At 56.9% G+C, this 21,698-nt stretch carries 14 protein-coding genes; 6 read left to right on the forward strand and 8 right to left on the reverse strand.

The annotated features are described in order from the left end of the window. The first annotated feature begins 1 nt into the window (after nucleotide 1). A complete protein-coding gene (maiA, locus tag BMY84_RS13880; protein ID WP_093084578.1) occupies nucleotides 2-628 on the forward strand; it encodes a maleylacetoacetate isomerase in 627 nt (208 codons plus the stop codon). A 200-nt stretch (nucleotides 629-828) separates the two neighbouring features. On the opposite strand, the gene BMY84_RS13885 is transcribed toward maiA, so the two are convergent. After that, nucleotides 829-3,030, reverse strand: coding sequence for a beta-glucosidase family protein (locus tag BMY84_RS13885; protein ID WP_093084579.1), 2,202 nt, complete (start codon nucleotides 3,028-3,030; stop codon nucleotides 829-831). 336 nt (nucleotides 3,031-3,366) lie between these two features. Between BMY84_RS13885 and BMY84_RS13890 the strand changes: the two genes are divergently transcribed. Continuing rightward, nucleotides 3,367-4,722, forward strand: coding sequence for an MFS transporter (locus BMY84_RS13890; protein WP_093084581.1), 1,356 nt, complete (start codon nucleotides 3,367-3,369; stop codon nucleotides 4,720-4,722). Nucleotides 4,723-4,911: 189 nt separating this feature from the next. Beyond that, a complete protein-coding gene (locus tag BMY84_RS13895) occupies nucleotides 4,912-6,438 on the forward strand; it encodes a tannase/feruloyl esterase family alpha/beta hydrolase (protein WP_218146956.1) in 1,527 nt (508 codons plus the stop codon). A 64-nt stretch (nucleotides 6,439-6,502) separates the two neighbouring features. Here the strand turns inward: BMY84_RS13895 and BMY84_RS13900 are convergent, their stop codons facing one another. From BMY84_RS13900 to BMY84_RS13915, 4 genes are read right to left on the reverse strand one after another with little or no spacing between them, the layout of a single operon-like run. Continuing rightward, nucleotides 6,503-9,064: a TonB-dependent receptor gene (locus BMY84_RS13900; RefSeq protein WP_093084582.1), complete on the reverse strand. Its 2,562-nt coding sequence runs from the start codon at nucleotides 9,062-9,064 to the stop codon at nucleotides 6,503-6,505. Nucleotides 9,065-9,090: 26 nt separating this feature from the next. Further along, complete coding sequence (locus tag BMY84_RS13905) at nucleotides 9,091-9,567, reverse strand: aromatic-ring-hydroxylating dioxygenase subunit beta (protein WP_093084584.1); 477 nt, start codon at nucleotides 9,565-9,567, stop codon at nucleotides 9,091-9,093. Continuing rightward, the gene (locus BMY84_RS13910; protein WP_093084676.1) at nucleotides 9,564-10,820 is read right to left on the reverse strand and encodes an aromatic ring-hydroxylating dioxygenase subunit alpha; all 1,257 of its coding nucleotides are present in this window, start codon (nucleotides 10,818-10,820) and stop codon (nucleotides 9,564-9,566) included. Before BMY84_RS13910 ends, BMY84_RS13905 begins: the two co-directional genes overlap by 4 nt. A 26-nt stretch (nucleotides 10,821-10,846) precedes the next feature. Further along, nucleotides 10,847-11,950, reverse strand: coding sequence for an NAD(P)-dependent alcohol dehydrogenase (locus BMY84_RS13915; protein ID WP_218146957.1), 1,104 nt, complete (start codon nucleotides 11,948-11,950; stop codon nucleotides 10,847-10,849). 246 nt (nucleotides 11,951-12,196) lie between these two features. On the opposite strand from BMY84_RS13915, the gene BMY84_RS13920 reads away from it, so the two are divergent. After that, entirely contained in the window at nucleotides 12,197-13,648 is a 1,452-nt protein-coding gene (locus BMY84_RS13920) for an aldehyde dehydrogenase (RefSeq protein ID WP_093084678.1), read from the forward strand. Nucleotides 13,649-13,797: 149 nt separating this feature from the next. On the opposite strand, the gene BMY84_RS13925 is transcribed toward BMY84_RS13920, so the two are convergent. Beyond that, nucleotides 13,798-14,571, reverse strand: a complete 774-nt coding sequence (locus BMY84_RS13925; protein WP_093084587.1) for an IclR family transcriptional regulator — start codon at nucleotides 14,569-14,571, stop codon at nucleotides 13,798-13,800. An 858-nt stretch (nucleotides 14,572-15,429) separates the two neighbouring features. Between BMY84_RS13925 and BMY84_RS13930 the strand changes: the two genes are divergently transcribed. Both BMY84_RS13930 and BMY84_RS13935 read left to right on the forward strand, forming a co-directional pair. Beyond that, nucleotides 15,430-18,237, forward strand: coding sequence for a TonB-dependent receptor domain-containing protein (locus tag BMY84_RS13930; RefSeq protein WP_177204019.1), 2,808 nt, complete (start codon nucleotides 15,430-15,432; stop codon nucleotides 18,235-18,237). A gap of 124 nt (nucleotides 18,238-18,361) precedes the next feature. Further along, entirely contained in the window at nucleotides 18,362-19,306 is a 945-nt protein-coding gene (locus tag BMY84_RS13935) for an alpha/beta hydrolase (protein WP_143075047.1), read from the forward strand. A gap of 400 nt (nucleotides 19,307-19,706) precedes the next feature. On the opposite strand, the gene BMY84_RS13940 is transcribed toward BMY84_RS13935, so the two are convergent. Both BMY84_RS13940 and BMY84_RS13945 read right to left on the reverse strand, forming a co-directional pair. Then, on the reverse strand, nucleotides 19,707-20,609 hold the full coding sequence (locus BMY84_RS13940) for an IclR family transcriptional regulator (protein ID WP_218146958.1): 903 nt from the start codon (nucleotides 20,607-20,609) through the stop codon (nucleotides 19,707-19,709). 333 nt (nucleotides 20,610-20,942) lie between these two features. Beyond that, entirely contained in the window at nucleotides 20,943-21,500 is a 558-nt protein-coding gene (locus BMY84_RS13945; RefSeq protein ID WP_256215255.1) for a VOC family protein, read from the reverse strand. Nucleotides 21,501-21,698 lie beyond the last annotated feature (198 nt).

Below are 21,698 nucleotides of genomic sequence, written 5' to 3' on the forward strand. Positions count from 1 at the left end.
CTTGCTTCTACATGGATATTTTAGATCGACTGCGTCCTACAGGGTCCGCATCGCGCTCAATCTCAAGGGAGTCGCCTACAGCGACGCCTTTCACCATCTGCGTCGCGGCGAACAGAATGCACCAGATTATCTTGCCCTCAATCCACAGGGTCTTCTCCCGACGCTGGAAATCGGCGACGCTGTCCTCACGCAGTCGCTGGCAATCTGCGACTATCTCGATGAGGTCTACCCGGACCCGCCACTTCTTCCGTCCGATGCACTCGAAAGAGCATATGTTCGCGCATTTTCTCAGGTTATCGCCTGCGACATACACCCAGTGCAGAATCTCAAGATCCTCGACCGACTGCGGGCCTTGGGGCTAGCTGAAGACGACATAAACTGCTGGGCAAGGACAGCGATCGAGGACGGGCTTTCTGCCTGTGACATGCTAATCAGGGAAAAGGATACGCCCTTTTGTTTCGGTAACGCACCAACGCTCGCGGACATCTGCCTGGTTCCACAGCTCGTGAATGCCCGCCGCTTTGGTGTCGATCTCAAATGGGATCGGCTTCTTGCAATCGAAGCGCGATGCCTCGCACTCGACGCATTCGCAAAGGCTTCTCCAGAGCAGCAGCCAGACGCCGAATAGATGCGTTTTGTGGGGGCCTACATTCCAACTGGATGCAGCCCCCCATCCCCGCGCCGATCCGGGATATGCAGACGTCCCCATCCATTCCGGTCGAGCCGCCACAATGCGGCTCGACCGTCTGCTCCGAGGTAAGGCTTCGTGACCTTGTCTCCAAAATGCACTGGATGAACGTCACGCTGGCAGTGGGTGTCGGGTGCTTGTCAGTCTTTCCAGGTCCGGGCAGACATCCGCACGCTAACCGCGCTGCCCAGCGCTTCTGCATTGTCGCCAAGCGCGAAGGTGAATGTGCCCCCTGGCATCGACCATTGCCCGTCTTTCCAGTCAGCGAGCAGGCGCGGGTCGATCGAGACCGAAATTGTGCGAGCCGTCCCTGCCGCCAACTCGACCCGGCTGAAACCAACCAGCCGCAACTTGGCTTCGCCATTGCGACTGACCAGATAGACCTGGCCCACGGTCGCGCCTGCGCGGTCGCCTGTGTTGCGAACCAGAAAAGTGGCTGTCGTTCCGTCCGACTTCAGGCCCGACGTCTGGAAGTTGGTATAGGATAAGCCATAGCCGAAGGGAAACAGGGCCTTGTGCCCCTCGCGCGCATTCCAGCGGTAGCCAAGGTCCGATCCCTCGATATCATAATCTGCAACGAGTTTCTCATCGGGATGTGTTGGATTGCCGGCAAAGCTTGGCTCGACTGTGTCAAAGCCATCAAGTTTGACCCGGGGCAGTTGCGCTTCGCTGGCAGGAAAAGTCACCGGGAGACGGCCAGAGGGATTGGTTTCCCCGAACAATACCGAAGCGATCGCCTCCCCGCCCCGCGCGCCGGGATACCAGGCCTGGATCACCGCGGCCGTGTCATTCAACCATGGCATCAAGATGGGATTGCCCGTTTGTAACACCACAATGCTGTTGGGGTTGGCAGCAGCGACGGCGGCGATCACCGCGTCTTGGCCATCGGGGAGGCTCAGGTCAGGCTGGTCCATACCTTCACCTGACCATTTGTTGGCAAAGACTATGGCAATGTCAGCCTGCGCCGCGAGGCTGGCGGCCTCGCTGGCGGACCGTCCATTACGAAATTTTACAACGGCCTGGGGTGCCATGGCCTTGATCGCCTTGAGCGGCACGGACGCATGATATTGCTGTGACATGAAAACGGAAAATGGCCCGGCATCGCCGAGCGTCAGATTTGCCGCAGGACCTTCAGGGCCGTGAACCTGGCTCGACCCTGCACCCGAGAGCACCCCAATGTCGGCAAAGCCGCCGATTACGGCAATCGACTTGGCGGTTCTCGCCAAGGGAAGGACGCCGCGCGCGTTACGGAGCAGGACGATGCCCTGTTTACCGGTTTCCAGCGCGACGGCATTGTTTGCGGCGAAGTCGATCGAGCCTCCCGCTTGGGCCGGATGTTTGTCCAACCCATTGGCATAGATTGCCCATATAATACGGCGGTTCATATCGTCGAGACGCGCTGCATAGCGCGGATCCGACTGCGCTGCAGTTGCCAGTTTATCCCCCAGGAATATGGCTGTGTCGAGTTGCTCGCCAGATTGCTGGTCCAGGCCCTTGAGTACCGCGTCTACACCGGGCACCGCCCCCCAATCGGACATGACGAAGCCTTTGTAGCGCCAGTCCTGCTTGAGAACCTTGTTCAGCAGATAATCGCTAGCGCAGGCATGCTCTGCATTTACACGATTATAGGCGCACATAACCGCTCCAGGATCGCCAATCTCGATGCCGATCTTGAATGCCAGCAGATCACTCTCGCGTGCCGCGGCATCCGAGATCTTCACATCGACAAACTTGCGGCCGGTTTCCTGGCCGTTGAGCGCCAAATGCTTGATCGTCGATATAATATGGTTGGACTGAATGCCCTTTATAGCGTTGCCGGCCAATATACCCGACAGCAAGGGATCTTCGGAGAAATACTCAAAGCTGCGGCCATTGCGCGGATCGCGCATCAAGTTGACGCCCCCGGCTAGCAAGACGTTGAACCCTTTCGCCCGCGCTTCTGAGCCGATCATTTGTCCGCCGCGACGGATAAGGCCGGGATTCCAGGTCGACGCCATCGCCAGGGCCGAGGGCAGTGCTGTCGCACCATCCTTGCGCATGCCAAATACGTAGGACACGCCAAGGCTGGCATCGCTTTCGCGCAGCGACGGGACGCCCAGCCGATCTATCCCCGGAATATAGCCGGCACCCAATACCCCATCGGACGGCAGGCTTAACGGTCCAATGATAGGAACCGCCATTACGCCATGCGTGAGAATGACCTTCTCCTCGGGACGCATCGCGCGCACGGTCGCATCCGCGCGCGCATCTGGTGACGCATCGGCGGTTTTCGCCTGTGCGAAGGCTGAATATAAAGCTGCCGCAAAGATCGGGGCCGCACCGATCGCTCTGCAAATTCTCATGCATTCTCTCCCAACACTCGAAACCTTCTCAAGCGCGCGATTGCGCGCAGTGGGCAGCGCTCTTCGCCATCACCATTTCACTGTCGCTGCGTGCCAAAATATGCAATGGATATCCTATAAGTGAATCTCACTTGCGTAGATTTCGATCCCTGTCAACTTGGGACACGCAGTCAGTCTTGCTCTGAGGTGCACAATATTTCACTGGCACATGCTATAAATCATATATAAACATATAAAATGGCGGTGTCGTGAGCATCGGCCAATATGGTCTAGGATCGACACGGGCGTGTCGCATCCGGGCTACGATATAATCACGGTCATAGAGAGAGGGCGCGAATGTCAGGGAGAGACGCGGGCATCGGCTCGGCCATAGGATTGGTCGATCAGAGCGAAAAATCGCAACAATCCGGTAAAGCTATTTTCAGCAGCGCACTGGGATCTGCCTTGGAATGGGTCGATTTCACAGCCTATGGCGCGGTTTCTGCGACCATCTTTCCCAAGCTCTTTTTCCCCACGCTGGACCCGGCGACTGCGATTCTGGCGTCCTTTGCGACCTTTGGCGTCGGTTTTTTCGCACGGCCGGCAGGCGGCATTATCTTTGGATTGCTTGGCGATCGTGTCGGGCGAAAGAAAGTTCTGCTGGCCACATTCATTCTGATGGGCGTCTCATCGCTTCTGATCGGTCTTATGCCACCCTACGCAGTCATAGGTTTCTGGGCGCCGCTACTGATCGTAGTTTTGCGTTTTCTTCAGGGGTTCGCTTTGGGTGGAGAAGCGACCGGGGCGCAACTTTTTACGATGGAACATGCCCCGTCGCACCGCAGGGGATTGTTTGGATCGTTCATCAATGTCGCCGCTCCTGTCAGTCTGGTGTTCGCCAACGGTATGCTGTTCTGCCTTGCCGCCCTTATGGATGAAGCCAAGTTTGAGGCTTATGGCTGGCGTATTCCGTTTTTGCTCAGCATCCTGCTCGTCGCCGTAGGCGTATATCTGCGTTATCATGTCAGTGAGACACCAGCATTCGAGGCACTCGAAAGAGAAAGAGAGGTAGAGAGGCTCAAACCTTGCTATCCCTCACAAGATCGATCCCTTTCTCCTCACTACGGCACTATTGTACGACTTTTGCTGTTCTGGGCGGCGCCAGCATCCTGTTTCTGGATCGTGAACATCTATTCCATCGCCTATCTGGCCGATCATACTGCGCTCACGCGCGGCACTATCTTCGCCTGCGTCATGACGGCCAATGTCATTGCGATCGCTGCAACCGTTCTGGGCGGCGCTTCGACAGATCGTTTCGGGCGCAAACCACCCTTGATCGTTGCAGGGATAGTGATGCTTGCGATCAGTTGCTTTTATTTCCAGCTGCTCAGCAGCGGGAACATCCTGGTAGTCGTGATCGCCATGGCGCTATTTGGCGGTAGCATTCAGGCACAAAGCGGTATCCTGCCGGCATATTTCGCAGAGCAATTTCCTACCTCGGTACGCTACGCCGGATCGGCCCTCGCCTATACAGGCGCCAATCTCATCTTCGCCGGGCCAACACCCTTTGTCGCAGCCTGGATCGCTGGACGATCGAACGGGAGCTCCGTCGGGCTTACCATCTTGTGCGTCGGACTGGTTGTCATCTCGCTGATTGCTTTGTGGCGCAGTCCCGAAACCCGTCATGTCGATCTTCAGCAAGTTGGCCTGTGAGAACAGCAACATAAAACGCCGGCCCCTTTATTGCCTCGTGCCCGAAAGGACCATCTTGTGAGTGTGAAATCGTTAAGCCTTGCCGCATTGCTGGGAACCACCCTTCTTGCCTCGGCGGCGCCTGTAGCGGCAGCCAGACAAGCCGGCACCAGGGATGCTGAGGGTCAGCGTTGCAGGGCGATAGCCGCTATGGCATTGCCTGGCGCAAAGGTGATGGCGAGCGCCTCCGTTCCAGCAGGTGCATTCACCCTCTCCCGCCCCGCAATGCTGCCCGATTTTGCAGACCGACTGCGCGATATGCCGGCCTTCTGCCAGGTGAAGATTGTTGCTACCCCCTCCACCCAGAGCCATATCGGCATAGAGGTATGGTTGCCGCTGAAGGATTGGAACGGGCGTTTTCTGGGAACCGGCAATGGTGGCGGCGCCGGCATGATCGCCTATGAAATGGGCATGGTAGAGGGCCTGAAGCGTGGCTTTGCTGTGGCCAATACCGATATGGGTACGGCACCCGATATAAATCAGAGCCTGAACAAACCCGAGCATTGGACGGACTTTGGCTACCGAGCGACTCACGAAATGACGCGGATCGCAAAGCTCGTCATCTCCGCCTATTACAAGACCTCTGCTTTTCGGGCCTATTTTGCGGGCTGCTCGACCGGTGGCCAGCAAGCGCTCAGCGCAGCGCAGCGATATCCTGCCGATTATGACGGTATATTGGCTGGCGATCCGGGCAATAACAGAACGCATGTGGCCGCATCGTTCGTCTGGAACCATGCTGCCCTAACAGCATACCCCGCCGCTCAGATGTCTTCGGCTCAATGGGAGACCATTTCCCAAACCGTGATCAAGACATGCGCCGGCAAGGATGGCGGCGCGCCAGGTGATCGCTTCCTTACCGATCCCAGGCAATGCCGGTTCGACGTCAGCCATTTACGGCTATGTCAGGCAGGTGAAACGTCTGACGCTTGTTTCTCCGAGGAACAGATCGGCACGTTGCGCCGCCTTTATGCCGGGCCGACTAACCCTGAAACGGGGGAGCGCATCTATCCTGGCTTGACCGTTGGCAGCGAAGACCAGCCACTTGGTCCTGCCATGCAAGGATCTGCGCAATGGCCCAAACAGCAATTCTACCTCTTCGACTGGGCGCTAGGCGCCTCGTTCAAGCCATCCAGCTTCGATTTCAACCATGATCTTGATCGGGTCGATGCACGCCTTTCCAGCACACTCAACGCCAATGTCGCTGACCTGTCGGACTTCGCACGCCGCGGCGGCAAGCTTTTCCTCTACACCGGTGTCGCTGATCCGGCAGTGCCAGTGGCGGAGGTCGTGAACTATTATGATCGGCTGACCGCCGCAGTCGGCGGGACGTCGGAGGCTGCAAGATTTGCGCGCCTGTTTCTGGTTCCGGGCATGGGCCATTGCTTCGGAGGACCAGGCGTGACGAACATAGGGCAGTGGGGCGAGGCAATGCCGGTGTCGCCTGAGAATGACATATTGATGCAGTTGGTCGCATGGACTGAAGGTGCCAAGATCCCCCAGCAGATCATTGCCCGCAAGCCGGCAGGAACCACATCTCCAGCGCAGGAACGGCCGATTTGCGCCTATCCCGCTTTCCCCGATTATCGCAGCGGCGATCCGGCAAAGGCTACCAGCTTTGCCTGTACCCCCCACGCCAAAGGCGTGGATCAGGCGCCCGCCTCGCGATACCTCAACTGAGCGCTGCTGGCGCGACGTCACTTGCGCATCCAAGATGTTCAGGTGACGTCGCGCGGGGCATCGATCAGAATTTGTAGCCTAGCCGGGCATACCACTCAACCGGACGGCTGTAGGATCCGATGATCGCGCCGAAAGCAGGAATCGCAGTTCCCGACGACAGATAGCGCTCATTTGTAAGGTTCAGCCCACCGATCGTGACCGTATAATGCTCGGCAGGATCGCTATAGCTGATGCTGGCGTTGATCACCGATACACCCGGCCGATTGAGCACATAGGTTCTCTCGACATTGTTTGTCTGGGCAGAAATATAGGTATAATCGCCGAGTAGCGTGACTTTACCACCATTCCCTAAGGCCATTTCATAACGGGGACTGAAATTCACTTTCCACTTTGGCGTCTTGGGCAGAACGCTGCCAACAAGGGCGCCGGCCTGCAATGCGTTGGCACCGCTGGTGACCGCCACCGCTGGATCGAGCCGTGTATAATAAGCATCAGTATAGCCGACGGCCAGATTGAGTGTCAGACCTCGTGCGGGCTGGGCAACCACTTCAAGTTCGGCACCCTTGATCCGACCGTCGCCGACATTTGCGATCGTGGGCGATCCTCCCACCTGATAGTTGAGCTGGATCGCCTTATAATCGGTCAGAAACATGGCCATGTTAATTTGCAGCCGACGAGCGAGCAGAGTGGATTTGAGCCCGACTTCGTAGGTCGTCGCCTTTTCCGGGTTGAAGCTGCTGACGAAAGTCTGCGGAGTCGAGTAACGGGTGGTCCATCCTCCTGTCTTATATCCCTTGGACCATGACCCATAGACCATCATGTCCGTTGCAGGATGTAACTGGACGCCAACCTTCGGCGAAAAATTGTTGAAGCTCAGATGATTGATACCGCCGGGGTAAATCCGCAGAGGGTTGGATGGGTCGGGATAATTACCCGCTACCTGACAGGATACACCGCCCACCATCGCATCAGGGTAGACATTGCCCGCAAGGTCCGAACATGGCGCGCCGATCAGTTTGTAGAACAGCCCGCTCAGTTCCTGCTGCCCCCCTTCAAAGCTCTTTTTCTCGTGCGTGTAGCGCCCCCCGACAGTGAACCCGATCAGGTCGCTAAATCTGTAGTCGATCTGGCCGAAGGCGGCATAGGCGTTGGTCTTGAGCCAATTGGGTCCATCGATGACATATATGCCTTCGCCGGAAATCACATAGTCGGCAAGATAGCCGCTTTCCCTGAAATAATAACCGCCCAGGACATAGTGAAGCTTGTCATCCAGCGAACTGCCAATGAGTTGTAGCTCCTGACTGAACTGCTGCTGACGCTGCTCGAAGCTATAGGTCGACATGTTGATCGGTGATCCATCACCGTCGAGGCCACTCTTCCATTTGCTCTTGCGATAGGCAGTGGTGGACTTGAGGAGGATGTCGTCGGTCAGATCGACTTCGGCGATGCCGGTGAATCCCCAGTTACGAAGATGCGAGAAGTTGTTCCCGGTCGCATAGCTGGTGTCGCGACTGTTGGTGATGAACCGGCTGTCCCATGGCAGCAGATCATTGTTGGGATTGCCATCTGCATTGACGCCGGCCAGCGTGTAGAGGCGGTTCACCGGGAACGTCGCACCGCGGTGGACCGAAGGCAACTGCGAGCCCGACGAGTTACACATGTTGATGAGATTGATGGCAGTAAGCGTCTCGACCGGCGTGCTGATGCACAGATTGTAGAGGTTGGCAAACAACCCGCCTGGATCGCCGTTGGTCGTCTGCAATAATTTGGTCGGGGCGGTCCCCTTGGTAAAGGCATAGTCGCCCGACAGCGTTAGCCGGAACGAGCCGCCATCATATTTGATCTTGCTGCGGATTGTCCGATTGTCTTCATCGCCTTCGCGCGATGGCGATTCATAGGCTGATGCAGGATAGACGGTGTAGGGCGGAGAATTGGCGCCGAGCGATCCGGGAAAGGCCAGACGCTTCATATAGCCATTGCGCGTCTTAACATCGACCGTCACCGACGAGTAGAGATTTTCGGCAAGCGGAAGATCGATCGATGCCCGTGCCTGAAACAGGTCGAAGCGGCCCACCGTCAGATCGCCCCGCACGCCAAATGTCTTTGCAGGGTCGCGGGTCACGATCGAAACCGCGCCGCCGATGGTATTGCGGCCGAACAATGTTCCTTGCGGACCTTTGAGAATTTCGATCCGTTCGACGTCGAGCAGATCTTGATTGGCGCCGACGGACCGGGCCAGGTACACGCCATCGACATAGACACCCACGGCCGGGTCGATGTTGAAGGCAAAATCACTAGCGCCGATACCGCGGATCGACGCCGCCAAAACGGCTGTCGAGGCAGAGAAAGATACGCCAGAGTCGAGGTTGACGTTGGGAGAAAGGGAGGCAAGCTGGCTGACATTGCCGACAGCCCGCTCGCTTAGCGCTTCGCCTCCGAAAGCTGAAATGGCAATGGGAACATTCTGCACATTTTCCGCACGCTTCTGGGCGGTCACCACAATATCGCTGATCATCGTTTCGGGATCGCTTGCCCGGCTTACCTGCGCCCTGGCCGACGTTGATGTAGAAAGCACGCAAGCCATCAGGGCCGGAACCGCAGTCCCGACCAAAAACTCCTTCTTCATGACATTCTCCCCTGTTTTATTTATTCCTAGATCGGATAGATCAAAGAATTCGGTATTATATCATTATCGAATACACAGAATTTCTGTTCGAATTTTAGAACGTCCTCTATCTCTACGATCCGGTCGATATAGCGGCCCACGCTGTATATCTCAGCGGCGACGTCCCGCTTGGTTCGGATGACGGTGTAGTTGACCTCGACGTCGAACCTGCCGTCCGAGGCAGCCGAAATCATGGGCAGTCCAATCAAATGCCGCTGATAATAGGGCGCGTGGAAGATCGTGCTTTCGATCCCGTAGATGCGATCCTTCATCATCGGCCGCCCTTTGAGCGACAGGGTGCTAAGCGGCAAATCCCGATCGTAATTTTCCCGCGCGACGACCCGATACCACGCCGTTTCGGTGAAAAAATCGGGCCAGTCGCCATAGCGGCCGTCATTGACGCAGGACGCGTAAGCCGCATAAAATTGCATGATGCGCAACTGGATTAGCGGGTCGGCGGTCATAGTTCCATCACTTCCCGCCAGTAGCGATACATGCCCCGAATGAGCGTTTCGGTGACCATATGGTCAGCCGGACCGACGCTTGTTCCATCCAGTTCACACAGCGTCGAGAAATTCTTGTCCTGCTCGAAACCTTCTTGGCTGAATTCGATGACTTCGCCGTCATCGGCAGACACAAAACCCGCCGGACCGAACAGATTGGCCTGGCGCAAGCGACGTTCGGTCATTTCCGCGTCATCGTCTTCGAAGCCGAAATGCGTCCAGACGAAGTCGAACTTATCAGGGCCAAGTGGCAATATCTGACGCGTGGATAGAGAATTCACCTGCTGCTGAAAGATGACGTTGGGGAACATGGTCGTCATGCAAACAGTGTCGCGCCCCCACCAAGATTCATGGACGATGTCCAGCAGAAGTGGTTCGTTCAGTTCCATATTCTTTCGAAAGCTGGTGACGCCTTCTTCGACGTTGCTGACCACTTTTTCACTGCGCCGCGATATCATTGCCGCGTGTCGCCCATGCCGATCAAGCTCGAGCCGGGACTCATTGTCAGCACGCCAAAGGCCGAATGTGACGAACCAGGTGTGCAGCAAGCCGGGATGATAGGGATCCTTGATATTCTCCATCATAAGCTTCCAGTTACCTGGAATACGCTGGCGGGAATAACCATGCAGGACAAGCTTGCGTCCATCAAAGGTCCGATCGAAGGCGGCCAATATGTCCGGGCCGAGATAATCCTCGATGCTCTCTACATCGTGGTCAAAGCAGGCAAATACCACGCCGTTGCGCACAGCAACCTTCAGCCGATTAAGGCCATGGTCCTCCAGCTCGAAGTCGGCGGGCATGCCGCCATTGCCCTTCACCCCGTTGCGGAATGGTACGCCCAGAAGCTTACCGTCATGATTATAGTTCCACTGGTGGTAGGGACAGACCAGCGTTTTCACCTTACCTGTGCGCTCCTGGCAGAAGCGCATCGCACGATGTGCGCAGCGATTTTCCAGCACATTGATCTCGCCCTTGCGATTGCGGATCATGATGACCGATCGCTCGCCCACAGCAGTACGCTTGAAGCATCCGGGCTCTGAAATCTCTATTTCCAGCCCCACATAGCTCCAATGTGGCCCATAGAATATGCGGTCGAGTTCACGCTCGTAAATCGCCCGGTCCGTGTAGACCGCCGATGGCACGCGGCTGGAGCCAACGTCGTGCCAGGGAGACTCGATCGTTGCATCCAGGCTTGTGGGCCTGTTCCTAGTCATGATTGGCTGTTCCGTCCCGTCGTTGGTCAAACCGCGCCGATGCGCAGGACAGGTTTGATAGTCCTGCCACTTTCACTGTCAGCTATCGCCTGGTTTATGTCCGCGAAGTCATAATGTTTAATCAAACGATCGAACGGGAAGCGTCCCTGCTTGTAGAATTCGATAAGTGTGGGAATGAAGCTGCTGGCGATGACATCGCCCTGGACGATACCCATTATCTTCTTAGCCGGGATCATAACCCCATTGATGTCGAGTGTTACCTCTGATCCAAGCGGCGAGGCTCCGACAATTCCGCAAGTACCAAAAAAGCCCAAACAGTCGACTGCCTGGCGAAGCACGGAAGGCAGACCGCTTGCTTCGAGCGAAAAATCGGCGCCCTTACCCGTGATTTCCATGATGCGGGCGACCGGGTCACAGTCCTTCGCGTTAACCGTATGGGTGGCGCCAAGCTCGATCGCGAGGGCAAGTCGCTCGCCATTGACATCTACAGCGATGACCTGCGTCGCCCCAGCGATCTTGGCTGCCATGACTGCAGCAAGACCGACGGCTCCCGAGCCGAATACCACAAAGGAAGATCCCGGGCGCACCTTGAGCGCATTGAGAACCGCACCAGAGCCGGTCTGCAATCCGCAACCCAGTGGCGCCAAGATTTCAAGTGGCAGATCCTTATCAACTTTTACGACATTGTTCGAGCTGGCCAACGCATATTCGGCGAATGACGACTGACCAAAGAAATGATCGTGGATCGCGTGACCATCCGCATCAGTGGTACCGGTGGTTCCATCCAGTCGGCTCCCGCCGAAATTGGTCGGCAGGATATTTGCGCAGTGGGCTGGATGTCCAGCATCGCAAAGATAACAATCACCGCAATACATATAGCTCATCACGACATGATCGCCGGGTGCGACGTTGGTCACATTGCGGCCCACTGCCTCGACCACGCCGGCGCCTTCATGGCCGAGAATCGCAGGAAGCGGCATGGGAAGAAGTTGGTCGCGCACCACCATGTCAGTGTGGCAAACACCACAAGCCACGATGCGAACGAGAACCTCGTCATCGGCGGGCTGCCCGATCGTGACATTCTCCAGGCGCATTTCGCCGCCCTTCTCCCGCACGATTGCAGCCTTCATGCCGCGGCTATCCTGAATTCCCAAGACCATATCTCCTAAGATTTGTTCTGAAGCCGCCCAAACTGTCGCGCCGGGAAAAGCGTGCAGGAGGGATCAACTCGTAGGATATGAACCTGACATAAAATTTTATTTGGGGCAATCCGTTTTATATCATACAATGTTCATGTGCCAGGCGAGCGCTCCACGGGTCGTTGTGAGGGGAAATCTGGCGTAGTAAGTAGATGATAAATGGCTTGGGAGACGAAGATGGAAGTGCATTTGCTGATCGACAATCGGCAGGTATCTGCCGACAGCGGCAAGACGTTCGAGCGGCGTAACCCAGTAAGCGGCGCTGTGGTTACAACGTCCGCTGCGGCCGGAGTCGAGGATGCGAGACGTGCAGCCGACTCCGCAGGCACGGCTTTCAAGACATGGTCAAAGACCGGACCGACCGAGCGCCGACGAGTTTTGCTCGTAGCGGCCGATAAGCTGGAAGCCAAGATCGGGGACATTTCCCAGGCAATGGCTGCCGAGGTGGGCGCTTCGGGCCTGTGGGGCGGCTTCAATGTCGTGGCGGCAGCCAATCTCATTCGCGAAGCCGCATCGCTCACGACCCAAATCCAGGGTGAAACTATCCCGACCGACAAGCCCGACACCTTGTCCATGACGCTTCGTCAGCCGGTTGGCGTCATCTTGAGTATCGTCCCTTGGAATGGGCCTGTCATACTGGCGGCACGCGCAATCGCTTATCCGATCGCCTGCGGCAACACAGTGATATTTCGCGCTTCGGAAATGAGTCCAAAGACCCATGCCCTGATAGCCGATGCCTTTATCGAGGCCGGTCTGCCCGAAGGTGTGCTGAACTTCGTGGTCAACGCGCCCAATGATGCCGCAGATATCATCGACTGCCTGATCGCCCATCCCGCTGTCCGCCGCATCAATTTCACCGGATCGACCCGTATCGGGCGGATCATTGCGGAAAAATCGGGCCGCAATCTAAAACCCTGCCTGCTCGAACTTGGTGGGAAAGCGCCATTTGTGGTGCTGGACGACGCAGATATCGACGGCGCCGTGAACGCCGCGATTTTCGGTACATTTCTCTACCAGGGGCAAATTTGCATGTCGACCGAGCGCTTCGTGGTCGATGAAGCTGTGGCCGACCAGTTCGTCGATGCCTTTGCAAAGCGCGCTGCCCAACTGATATCTGGCGACCCGATGGTCAATCCAGCATGTGTCATAGGCCCGATGATCGATGCCGCGTCGGGTAGGCGTATCAACGCCATGATCGACGACGCACTGGGCAAGGGCGCTCAGGTCGTTGTGGGTGGCCATGCCGATGGCGTAGTTATGCCTGCCACGATCTTGGATCATGTCAAACCAGGCATGACCATCTATGACGAGGAGACATTTGGTCCAGTAACTACGATCGTGCGCGTTAAAGGCATAGACGAAGCGATCAGGGTCGCCAATGATACCGAATATGGCCTAGCGGCCGCAGTGTTCGGGCGGGATGCACACCGCGCCCTCACCGTCGCGCGCCGCATTGATGCCGGGCATGTTCATGTCAACGGCGCGACTGTTCAGAATGAGCCGCAAGCCCCTTATGGCGGCATGAAGAATAGCGGCTATGGCCGGTTCGACGGTCGTGCCGTAGTTGACGAATTTACCGAATTAAAATGGATCACGATCGAACCGGCGGGCCAGCCCTACCCTGTCTGACCCCTCTCTCAAAAAGGCCGGCCATCACTGATGGCCGGCTTTAAGCTCGTTGATCCGCGTCCGCAGCCCGGACAAACTGGCTGATCGCTCGCCTACCTTGTCTCGGGCAAGCTCCAGCAGGTGCCCGAACCACTACATAATCCGATAATCTATTGAAGCATATGTGGCGCTCCAAGCGCCTGGCTGATTTCCTTACACGCCGCCTGTAGTTGCAAGGCTGACTTGCTGTTCCCGCCTTCCCGAGGGTTAGGCAATGACAAAAGGGTCGCAGCTAACACCGCGTTACCTTGCAGGTCGAAAATGGGGAACGCCTTGGCATCAAGACCAGGAATAAGGGTGCCATCGACATGCGCCATACCGCGCTCGCGCACGCCAGCCTTTATCTTTTCTACATGGGTTTCATCGATTGTGGCGTTGCGCGCAATTTCGGCCTGCACGAAGCCTGCGGTTTCAGGCTCGGGCCGAAAGGCAAGAAAGACCTGTCCCGTCGCCGAGTTTACCAAGGACAATAAGGAGCCAAGCGCGAGCGAGGTTACGACCGGTGGATGGCCCATGTGCCAGCGCACGATCGTTGGACCTTCCGGACCGAGCGCTGCGAGCAGAACCGTGCTCTGGGTTTGATTTCGAAAATCAGCCAGCTTTTCGTCGGCTATGCGGAAAGCATCGATCCGTGCGAGCGCGCTGAGCCCAAGTTTGAGCGCGGCGGGGCCAAGATCATAGTTGCCGTGGATGTCCTGCTGCACCATCCCCGCCTCTGACAAGCTGGCGAGATAACGGTGTGTCTGAGATGGTGAAAGGCCACATCCGCGCACGATGGCGGCCAGCGGCCGCGCGCCGCCCAGCCCTGCCAGCGCCTCAAGCACGCGCATCCCGATCTCGACGGACTGAATTCCCGCGCGCTTCTTGGGCGTTTGTGTTGACATGCATCATTCCTTCTCGGGCAACCTGTCCTATATCCAACGATCTGGCGCAAACCAGTCGGTGTCGTCAACCAACGTGCTTACCATCTTGGTCGTTGCCGCTGCGGCAACCGCTGACCCGCGTGGCACGCTTCCCGGCCGATCGCAACAACGGCGAAGAATTCACGGACCGTGCTTCCCCCTTTCAGGTCGACCCGCTCAGCATGAGGGACAGTCAGTGGGGGAAGCGTAAAACTGCGCAAATCCAAGTTCGAATCGCTGATCGCAAGAAGCCCTTTCTCTTGGCAGCTGGCTATTGAGTCAGATCCGCGTCGAACGATCTTCGCGAACTTCGCTGACAGGTAAGTGCGACATCGGTGCTGGACGAGGCTCGTTATGATCCAACAAGAAATTCGATGATGTCGCGCTGCCATTCCAGTGTTGGCGCTTCGTAGCCACGGGTTCCTTGGAAGCGCCCAAGCTCGTGCCTCCCTTCTCAATCATCCTTGTAAAATGATCGAAATAAGCCGGCTGCGCGGACGACGCGCCCGCTCCAGACACACCTGCGCCATCCTTCAGCCAGCTATCGCGGCTTTCGAACTGTTTGGGTCAAAGGGTGGGAATATGAAATATTTCGATCGTTAAAAAGCCCGGCGCTTCCGGGACATCGCGATCCACCCACAAAGAATCCACACTTTAAATGAACATGATAGGCGTCATTCACATATGAATGACCATATCCGCCTACAAATTTTCTTGCTATGCAATACATTCCATATTATGAAATAAACCAGCAATGAAAATGGCGGCCAACCGCCTGAAAAGAGGGGATCCATGTCTAAATCGAAACTATATCTGCTCGCGGGCATCAGCTTTGCCGCGATGTGCCAACCTGCCACAGCCCAGCAGACGGCTACGACAGAAGCAGACGCGTCCGCGCCTAACCCAGATATCGTCGTCACCGGCACGCGCATTACCTCCAATGGAAACGCACTGCCCACTCCGGTTACGGTCGTATCGCGGGACACGCTATTGCGTACCAGCCCATCAAGCGTGTCAGACGCTCTTAAGAAACTGCCGGCATTTGCCCTCTCTCGCGGCAGCGCTATCCAGGGCGATGCGACCGACAATGCGACGGGCAATTATCTCAACCTGCGCGGCTTTGGCATCCAGCGCAACCTGATCCTGCTCGACGGACATCGTGTCGCGCCGACCAGCTATACAGGCGCAGTCGATGCAAACATCCTGCCGCAAATGTTGATGCAGCGGGTTGATGTCGTCACCGGCGGCGCTTCGGCGGTCTACGGGTCGGACGCAGTTTCAGGTGTCGTCAATTTCGTCCTCGACCGAAAGTTCGAAGGCCTCAAAGTGGAAGGCAACTCAGGTATTTCTAGCCGCGGTGACGCCTATTCGTGGCGCGCCGCTGCCGCTTTCGGTACCGACTTTGCAAATGATCGCGGGCACTTCATGGCCAGCTATGAGCATTTCCAGCAGGACGGTTTCGTGAAGGAAGCGCGTAAGTCTGGCAGGACCGTCTACGCGATCGCTGGCAGCGGGACGCAGGGAGACCCGTTCCGGTTGATCTCGGACGCTCGCAACGCACAAATCAGTTTCCGGGGCTCGATTTTCTCCAGTCCGCTAGCTGGACAAGTGTTCACGGGACCGGGTGTAACCGGCCCCTTCGTTCATGGTACGCCGCAGGGTGGATCGCTGGAAAGTGGTGGCGAAGGCTTCTATGGAAAGGGATCGTCGGGGACCGCAGACGTCAAGACCGACCAAGCCTATGCAAGGCTGGATTATGAACTGACCGATGGGATCAACGCCTTCGTTCAAGGTGTCTTTGCCAAGTCCAGAAACTTCAACTATTTCTATCCGAACCTAGTCTTGCCTTTGGCGGTCGGCACCGACAACGCGTTCCTGGCCCCTGCTACCCAGGCCGCGATTGGCGATCCGCTGTTCATTTTCGGGCGCGTCTTTGACGATCCGGACCATCGCATCGCCGTTCAATCAGATAGCAAGACGTGGATCGCCGCTGGCGGCCTCGATGGCAAAATCGGCGGCCTGAATTGGAATGTCTATTATCAGCATGGCGTAAGTTCCACAGTCAATTCGTTCATCAACAACACGATCAATGGCAATCTTTATGCCGCGCTGGACGCCGTTGACGAAGGCTCGTTCAGGACCGGCACTGCCAATGGCAATATCGTGTGCCGCGCGACCCTCACCAACCCCGGATCGCAGGCGGGCTGCGTGCCGCTTAATGCGTTCGGCGCGCCTCTTTCCACGCAGCAGGCGGCTTTCGATTATGTGTTCGGGACGTCGCGGACCCGCCCTGAGTTCACGCTGGACAATATCGAAGCCAGCTTAAGCGGAACAGCGTTCGACAATTGGGCAGGGCCTGTGCGGTTCGCTATCAGCGGTGAATATCGCTGGACCAGCCTTGACGTTACGACCAATGCCCCCGCGACGCTGACGGCCGACTGCACCGGCATCCGATTCAATTGCACGCCGGGTGCCACGCCCTATTTCAGTAACGCGCAGGTCACGCCCATTTTGGTGAGCCAGAACGTAAAGGAAGCGGCGCTCGAGGTGGAATTTCCATTGCTGAAAGATTCCGGTCTTGGCAATGCAAGTCTCAATGGTGCGGTTCGCTACACTGATTATTCGACCAGCGGCGGCGTCACCACCTGGAAAATTGGCGGTGAGTGGGTTCCGATCGATGGGCTTCGCTTCCGGGGCACCTATTCGCGCGATATCCGGGCGCCCAGTCTTTATGACTTATTCCAGCCTGCGACAGTGGCGACAAGCGGCTATTCTGACGCCCATACCGGCTTTAACGGGATCATTCCTACTGAAACCGCAGGCAACAGCAGCCTGACACCCGAGGTCGCCAGAACCCTGACCGCAGGTGTCGTATTTGCGCCCTCATCACTCCGGGGCCTGAGCCTCTCGATCGACTATTATCGCATCAATATGTCCAATGCCATTTCTGAGGTGGATGGCAGGCTCGCCACCGTCCAGAATCTGTGTGAAGAAGCCGGCGGTACCGGGCCTTTTTGCAGCCTCTATGAACGCCCCTTAGACTTCAGCGATCGCTCGGTCGCCAATGCGCCAACGCTGGTCCGGTCGACCAAACTCAACGCTGCCTCGCTTAAGACCTGGGGCATCGATGCAGAGCTAAACTATAGCTTCCAGTTGGGGTCTGACGGCCAGATGTCGCTTCGCGGCCTTGCGGGATACCAACCTGAATTCACCTCCGTCTTGCTGCCGGGTACGGATCCGCAAATCCTGGCTGGCGCGGCTGCGATCCAACAGTCGGGTGGTGTTCCCAAACTGCGTCTGACGGCATTTATCAACTATACGAACTCGAACTTTTCGATCGACGTCATGGAACGTTGGCGTTCGTCGCTGCGGCAAAGCACCAACGAACAAGAGAATTCCAGTCCGGGCACCTATTATGCAATTCCCCGCGTGCCATCGGTTGCTTACACTGACCTGACCTTCACAGCCTTCATTGGAAAAGACAAGGACAAGCAATTGTTTCTGTCAGTGCAGAACCTATTCGACAAGCAGCCACCCGCTTATGTCATCGCCGGATTTTCAGGAACGCCAGGCTTTCAATATCCCTCCGTGGTAGGCGACGATGTGATCGGACGTTACTTCACAATAGGCGGGCGCTTCAAATTTTGAGGCCCTAAGCTTTGAAACACTGGAATGAGCTTTCCTGCGCGGAAGGCTCATTCCATTTTCAATTCCTCCCCTCCCAAGCAGTGCCGACACCTGTGCGGCCCGGGCCATGAAGCCGAGGCGTGACATGAAGACTTTGAGCAGAATTATTTTTGCGGGCGTCGCCCTCGTCGCTAGCTTTCCTCTTGGCGCACAGCCACAAGGCGTAGATCCGCAAATCAAGGCAATCAGCCCTCCCCTCGAGCCCGACGCCATCCCGCTATATGGCGCCGAAACGCCAGGGCGTGCCAATTCGGAAAACTGGGCAAACTATTACGGCCAATGGGCCGTCGTACGCAACGTCACGCGGCCGACGCTGACCCCTGTTCTGCCAGATCCGGCAAAGGCGACCGGTGCAGCCGTGGTCGTAGCGCCCGGCGGCGCCTTCATGCTGCTTGCGATCGATCCAGAGGGCTGGCGCGTGGCCCGCGCCTTGGCTGATCGTGGCATCGCTGCCTTCGTGCTCAAATATCGGATCATGCCCACGCCCATCGATAATGCCGAGGCCACACGCTTCATGGATAATCATGTGCGTGAAGGCCTGCCCGACCCTACGAAACAGCCCGCGCTCCAATATCCGCCTTCCACACAGGATGCGATTGCAGCGCTTGCACTGGTCCGCCAGCGATCGGCGGACTGGCATATCGACCCCCGGCGGGTCGGGATGATAGGCTTCTCAGCCGGCGCCATGACGACCCTAAACGCCGTTCTGGCGACAAAGCCAGGGACAGGGCCTGACTTCATCGGCTATATCTACGGGCCCCAGGCAAGCGTGCAAGTGCCTACCGACGCGCCACCAATGTTTACCGCCATCGCGTTTGACGATCCGCTTTTCCCGACGATGGGCTTTCCGATCGTCGAGGCATGGCATAAGGCGAAGCGACCCGTGGAACTCCATGCCTATGCCCGTGGAGGCCACGGCTTCAACCTGGGTGTGCCAGGGACCACCACCACGGGCATGATAGACCAGTTCGTCAGCTGGATCGAGATGGAGGGATTTCTGCAGGCCAACAAGCCGAACGGAGCGAAATAGAAAGACGCTTGGGAGTGCTCAGGCTCTATAAAACGAACGGGTATGTGAACCCTGCCGAGTTCTCCCAAGGCTCCAACTTCTGAGCGCGTGGAGCCGATAGAAGCCAGGGCGTCGAACAAATTGGCACCCACGGTCCCGTCATGAGCGACGCGGATGAAGCCAGATCACCATATCCCTCCCATCGCCTGGGCGGCCATTAGCTGGGCATCAAAGACGATAGACCGCGCTCGTAACGGGCAATCCGGGGACGCCTCCGGACACAATCCCGCGACCGCCTTATGTCACGCCTACTTGATCATGTTAATCAGCGGCCCCATGCACCCGCGATGCTATGCTTTGGATGTCGGACGTTTCCAATGTCGCGACAAGGGCAGCCCTCGCCAGATAAGCCTGTGGAAACCTACGCGCCTTTGCCTGCCTTGCGCCCGCCCAATAGCGACGTAAGGCGTGCCGATGCAGCTCCTAACGCTTCTTCAACCTGGGGAATTGACTTTCGCCCTTCCTGGTCAATGCGTTCTGCATAAGGAACGGTCAATGCCGCGACAGCATGTCCCTGAGTGTCGAGAATTGGATAGCTTACTGCGTAGAGCCCCCGCACCTGGCCACTGCGTTTTGTTTCGAACCCACGCTTGCGGATTTTCTCCAACTTGCGGTCGATCTCCGGATCGGCGTGGTCTGGCCTGCGGTCCAACGCTTCGGACACCCGTGTCGCGCGGACTTCGTCCGTTTGGAACGCTAAGAGGACACGCCCTGAGACTGACACAATGACGTCAAGTTCGGACCCGACACGCACGCTAAACCCCATGCCTGTCGGAACATCTACTTTCGCAATTACAGTCTGACGCCCCATGCCCCATACGGTGAGATGGCAGGATTGCTCGAGTTCGCTTGACAGCGTCTCCATGATCGGACGGGCTTCAATCAGCAACCGATGCATTGGTGGATTAAGGTGCGCCAGCTCAAACAACTTTGTAGACAGTTGATACGCATCGTCTGCGAGCGCAACATAATCGCGCTTCACCAGGCAATCCAGCATACGATAAATCTCGCCAACGCTGCGGTCCAGGCGCTGCGCGATGTCCTTCTGCGTCAACCGCAATCCGGTACGACAGAGTAACTCCAATATATCCAATCCCTTATCCAGCGCAGGCGCGGAATAGGTGTTGGTTGCAAGCTTATCCTCGTTATCGTTTTTCATCTGGACCATATGACGGGTTTCAGTAGCTAAAATATGTCTATGACCCGCCCTTAACCAGCGCGCAAGCCATTGCGTTGCCGCAGAGCATCTCACCTTCGCGGCCATGCAGTCTCACTACGTCCACCCAGCCGCGCGCACGCACGCCATGGGCGCAATGCGCGGCCGGTTGAGCTTCGTGCGTGCGCTCAAGCAGTAGGCTCAAGGGTTTGCTTACCGTGTCGACCATGTCCAAAGCGATATAAGCAACAGCCTACAAGCCCCGATCATGACCGCAATGGCTAGACGCTGCTGGCGAGCCAAGAAGATTGGTCTCACCATAGAGCGGGCATCATGCATCATTTCAACCAAGGCGACGCGCGGCGCGCCTAAAGGGCGATAGGCAGACAGGCGGGGACAGACCGGGCAGACCTGTCCCCGACAAGCTAGTCAGAAAAACGGTTAGAGGCCGTTGAATATACCCGGCTGATGCACTTCAATAACATGGCCATCAGGATCCTGAAGGAAGACCTGGTACCAACCTGGAATAGCCCAGCAGCCATAGTCGGAATAGCGAATACCCATTTCGTCGCAGCGCTTCATGAAACCTTTGATATCATCGGTCCTGAAACAGAAATGGCCGTGTCCCATGGGGTTCACCGACGCATTCATTTTGAAGCCGGTGTCGAGATCTCGTTCAGCCCAGTGAAACTCGATGTCGCCATCTGTCAGAAAATCTACTGCACCTGTATAGGCGCGATCAGCGCGGTCCCGGCTGATAACGGTATGTTCCTCGTCCGTGATCGCCCCCAAGCTGAACAATTGGCTGTAGAATTTTGTGAGCCGCGGCAGATTATCGGTGCACAAATTCATGTGATGGAACTTAAATTTCATTTCCGTCTCCTTTGCAAATTCGTTGTCCATCGCTCCAGCATTGGCATGCAGCCGTAAAAGAGCCGAAGGACCATCAGGCCGGGAAAACGGAAGATGGAGCGTCGGCGCGCCAGACTCGAAGGTCACCAAAGATTTATATATGCATTTTAGCTTCTACATATGCATTTTATTGAGGCATGTACAAAAATTTGCACCCGGGGCCGTAGCTATTGGGCACGTTCGCATGGCTGAGTGCGATCCTTCCCGCGCGAAACGAGGTGTAAGCTACGCAAAATAGCTCGTGAAGCCACCGCCACGGCACCCATCAGTTCAACGCCTAAATCT

Origin of the sequence: Sphingobium sp. AP50 (assembly GCF_900109095.1) — a bacterium.
GTDB lineage: Bacteria > Pseudomonadota > Alphaproteobacteria > Sphingomonadales > Sphingomonadaceae > Sphingobium.